This is a genomic window from Longimicrobium sp. (genome assembly GCF_036280135.1).
Lineage (GTDB): Bacteria > Gemmatimonadota > Gemmatimonadetes > Longimicrobiales > Longimicrobiaceae > Longimicrobium.
This window is the reverse complement of record NZ_DASURI010000414.1, coordinates 1-2,467: the sequence shown is the minus strand read 5'-3', so window position 1 is coordinate 2,467 and position 2,467 is coordinate 1. Positions and strand designations below refer to the sequence as shown.

Below are 2,467 nucleotides of genomic sequence, written 5' to 3'. Positions count from 1 at the left end.
GGGGGGGGGGGGGGGGCCGCTCCGCCCGCCGCGAGAATTTTCATCGGTGCAGGATGTCCATCCGCCCACGCACCGATCCGCATCCACCCTCTTGCGCATTCTCATCACGAGAACAATGCTGTCCGGCAGGTGTAGCCTGATTCGTGCCGGGGGCGTATGCCGTCGGCGGCGGTCCGGATCCACACAAACGAGGTTGGCGATGCGCGCACCCTTCCATTCCATCTACTCCCACGGCCTTGTGCGGGCGGCGGTGTGCATTCCCGCCGTGCGCGTGGCCGATCCCGCGTTCAACCTGGAGCACACGCTGCGGCTGGCCCGGCAGGCATCGGAGCAAAAGGCCACCATCGCGCTCTTTCCGGAGCTGGGGCTGAGCGCTTACACCTGCGAGGACCTGTTCCAGCAGGACGCCCTGCTCGACGCCGTGGACGAGGCGCTGGGCCAGCTGGTCCTCGAGAGCCGGCACCTGACGCCGATTCTCCTCGTTGGCGCGCCGCTGCGCTTCGAGGGGCACATCTACAACTGCGCCGTCGTCGTCTACCGCGGCGAGATCCTGGGCGTGGTCCCCAAGTCGTATCTGCCCAACTACCGCGAGTTCTACGAGCGGCGCTGGTTCACCCGCGCGGCCGAGTCGTTCTTTGGCCACGTGACCATCGCGGGCGAAGTCGTTCCGTTCGGCAACGACCTGGTGTTCGACGCCACCAACGTGGATGGCTTCGCGCTGCACGTGGAGGTGTGCGAGGACGTGTGGACGCCCATCCCGCCCAGCAGCTGGGCCGCCATGGCCGGCGCCACGGTGCTCGCCAACCTGAGCGCCAGCAACATCACCGTGGGCAAGGCGGAGTACCGGCGCAACCTGTGCTCGTCGCAGTCCGGACGATGCGTGGCGGCGTACCTGTACAGCGCCGCGGGGCCGGGCGAGTCCACGACGGACCTGGCGTGGGACGGGCACGCGCTGATCTACGAGAACAGCGACCTGCTGGCGGAATCCGCGCGGTTTTCGCCCGAGGAGCACATGATCGTGGCGGACGTGGACCTGGAGCGGCTGATGCAGGACCGCTCGCGGCTCACCTTCTTTCACGAGAACGTGTCCGACTACCAGGACCGCGTGGCGGACGTGCGGCGCATCCCCTTCGAGTTCGAGGTGCCGGAGGGGGAGATCCCGCTCATCCGCGACGTAGCGCGCTTTCCGTACGTGCCGGACGACCCCGCGCAGCGCGACGCCCGGTGCTACGAGGCGTACAACATCCAGGTGCACGGCCTGATGAAGCGCCTGTCCGCCACGGGGATCGAGAAGATCGTCATCGGCGTGTCGGGCGGGCTGGATTCCACGCACGCGCTGATCGTGGCCGCGCGGACCATGGACGCGCTGGGGCTGCCGCGCACCAACATCCTCGCCTACACCATGCCCGGCTTCGCCACGAGCCAGGGGACGAAGAGCAACGCGTGGAAGCTGATGCGCGCGCTGGGGGTGACGGCGGAGGAGATCGACATCCGTCCCAGCTGCCTGCAGATGCTCAAGGATATCGGCCACCCGTACGCGGAGGGCAAGCCGGTGTACGACGTGACATTCGAGAACGTGCAGGCGGGCGAGCGGACGAGCCACCTGTTTCGTCTCGCCAACTTTCACGACGGCATCGTGCTGGGGACGGGCGACCTGAGCGAGCTGGCGCTGGGGTGGGCCACGTACGGCGTGGGCGACCAGATGTCGCACTACAACGTGAACGCGTCGGTGCCCAAGACGCTCATCCAGCACCTGATTCGCTGGGTGATCCAGACGGGACAGTTCGGCGACGAGGCGGGGGCCACGCTGCAGGCCATCCTGGACACGGAGATCTCGCCCGAGCTCGTCCCCGCGGACGAGGGCGACGACGTGACGCAGCCGGCGCAGAGCACGCAGGACAAGATTGGCCCGTACGAGCTGCAGGACTTCAACACGTACTACGTCACGCGCTTTGGATTTCGCCCCAGCAAGGTGGCGTACCTGGCGTGGAACGCGTGGGGCGACCGCGAGCGCGGCACCTGGAGCGACCTGCTGCCGTCGGAAAAGCGCAACCAGTACGACCTCAAGACGATCAAGGGGTGGCTGGAGGTGTTCTGCTGGCGCTTTTTCAAGACGAGCCAGTTCAAGCGGTCCGCGCTGCCCAACGGGCCCAAGGTGGGCTCCGGCGGATCGCTCTCCCCCCGCGGCGACTGGCGCGCGCCCAGCGACTCTGAGGCGACGGTGTGGCTGGAGGAGCTGCGGCGGAACGTGCCGGACTGACGGGAGTGCGGGAGTGCGTTAGTGCGGGAGTGCGGGAGTGCGGGAGTGCGGGAGTGCGGGAGTGCGGGAGTGCGGGAGCGCGGGAGCGCGGGAGCGCGGGTGCGCGGGTGCGCGGGTTCGCGGGAGCGCGGGAGCGCGGGTGCGCGGGAGCGCGGGAGCGCGGGTGCGTCATGGAACTGACACCGCCAGACGCGCCATACAGAGAAG

At 68.4% G+C, this 2,467-nt stretch carries 1 protein-coding gene; it reads left to right on the top strand.

From position 1 onward, the window contains the following. Positions 1-199 precede the first annotated feature (199 nt). The gene (locus tag VFZ20_RS13235) at positions 200-2,260 is read left to right on the top strand and encodes an NAD(+) synthase (protein WP_329684365.1); all 2,061 of its coding nucleotides are present in this window, start codon (positions 200-202) and stop codon (positions 2,258-2,260) included. Positions 2,261-2,467: the final 207 nt, after the last annotated feature.